The organism is Bartonella sp. AA86SXKL, from assembly GCF_042196885.1.
Map to the genome: position 1 here is coordinate 1 of NZ_JBHIRE010000097.1, position 1,294 is coordinate 1,294.

At 34.9% G+C, this 1,294-nt stretch carries 4 protein-coding genes; all 4 read right to left on the minus strand.

Annotation, left to right across the window (positions count from 1 at the left end):
- The coding region (locus ACFIO5_RS10085; RefSeq protein ID WP_375705324.1) for a UvrD-helicase domain-containing protein at positions 1–391 on the minus strand (391 nt) is incomplete at its 3' end.
- Positions 392–511: 120 nt separating this feature from the next.
- A complete protein-coding gene (locus ACFIO5_RS10090) occupies positions 512–763 on the minus strand; it encodes a ribbon-helix-helix domain-containing protein (protein WP_011180956.1) in 252 nt (83 codons plus the stop codon).
- A 6-nt stretch (positions 764–769) separates the two neighbouring features.
- The gene (locus ACFIO5_RS10095; RefSeq protein ID WP_011180955.1) at positions 770–958 is read right to left on the minus strand and encodes a DUF4169 family protein; all 189 of its coding nucleotides are present in this window, start codon (positions 956–958) and stop codon (positions 770–772) included.
- Positions 959–970: 12 nt separating this feature from the next.
- Positions 971–1,294 (minus strand): ClpXP protease specificity-enhancing factor SspB (locus ACFIO5_RS10100; RefSeq protein WP_375705325.1); only part of this gene is annotated, 324 nt, incomplete at its 5' end.

Consider the following 1,294-nt stretch of genomic DNA (forward strand, 5'->3'; position numbering starts at 1 on the left):
TAGAATGAAAAGTTCCAAGCCAAGGCATGCCTTCAACAATTTCACCAATAAGTTCACCAATACGTATTTTCATTTCACGTGCTGCTTTGTTGGTGAAAGTTACAGCGAGTATTTGTTGAGGTGAAGCAAGCCCAGAGTGCAAAATATGAGAAATACGCGTTGTCAGAACGCGCGTTTTTCCAGTACCAGCACCTGCAAGAACTAAAAGAGGGCCTTCTGTATTCATAACGGCCTGTTGTTGTTCGGGATTGAGTTTTTCTAAATAATCAGCACTATATTGTGTTTTTTCTTTTACTGTTACATTCTGGTTGGTTAACCCAGAGTTATTTTCATGCTTATGGGGAGGGGAGTCATCTTCAAAGAATGGTATGTGATCAGAAAAATTATTCATTATAGCTTTTGTGTAGTTTTTTTTTTATCTGAGCGCTAGGTCTAAAAAACTTTTCTTTAAAAGAAACAACATCTTCAGCTAAATAAAAAAGACAGAGATCGTGAAAAATAAAAACGGACATTAAAGGCGTTGGATGAGAACACTTTGAAGTGCATAAATGCGTAAGGAAGAGGAAAGATTCACTTGTTGCGGCCTTTTACTGTCAATATCAGTGATAATAAAGGCTAAAGATTGTCCTTTTTTACGTGCTATGGTTTTCAGAATATCCAGAAATGGCTGCTCTAGAGATACACTTGTTGCATGTCCCTCAATGCGAACAGATATTTTTTGCAAAGTCATTTTTGACCAATCAATAGAATCACTTACGTCCATACTTTTTTACTTTTCTTTACTGGGCCATAAACGATTTTGATCAAGAAATTTTTGCGTTTTTAAGGATTCTTTTTGTTCAAAAATTTTTTCAGCTTTTGTTCGTCCAAAACGGTAACGATTCTCTTCTGCATGAATGGCTTGTTCTGCACGTTTTTTTTGCTTTCGAAATTGGCGAAGGTTAATTGGTTTTGTCATAAGAAAAATTATTTATTTTTTTCGAAAAGAATCTAAAGAAACAACGTCAGCGCTTTGTTTGGTATCATTGTTTGAAGAGTCTTTATTTGTTTTAGAAATTTGTTCTTTTGGGGTTTTCTTTTCTTTTTTTTGTGTGTCCGATAAAATGACAGGTGTAGACGCGATATTTTCTAAATTTTCACCTTCTTTAGAGTTAAGATTTGAAGGTAAATCAAATGCTGCTTCAAATGCTGCTACAGGGTCATAAAATACTTGGATAGAATGAAAAGGGATTACCAATTTTTCGCTGACTTCTCTAAAAGAGAGAGTTACTTCGAAAGCAGTTTCCGATACATT

What these genes read in the sequence shown, in the direction of transcription:
- ACFIO5_RS10090 (WP_011180956.1), bottom strand. Translation starts at nt 763, where the DNA reads ATGGACGTAAGTGATTCTATTGATTGGTCAAAAATGACTTTGCAAAAA.
- ACFIO5_RS10095 (WP_011180955.1), bottom strand. Translation starts at nt 958, where the DNA reads ATGACAAAACCAATTAACCTTCGCCAATTTCGAAAGCAAAAAAAACGT.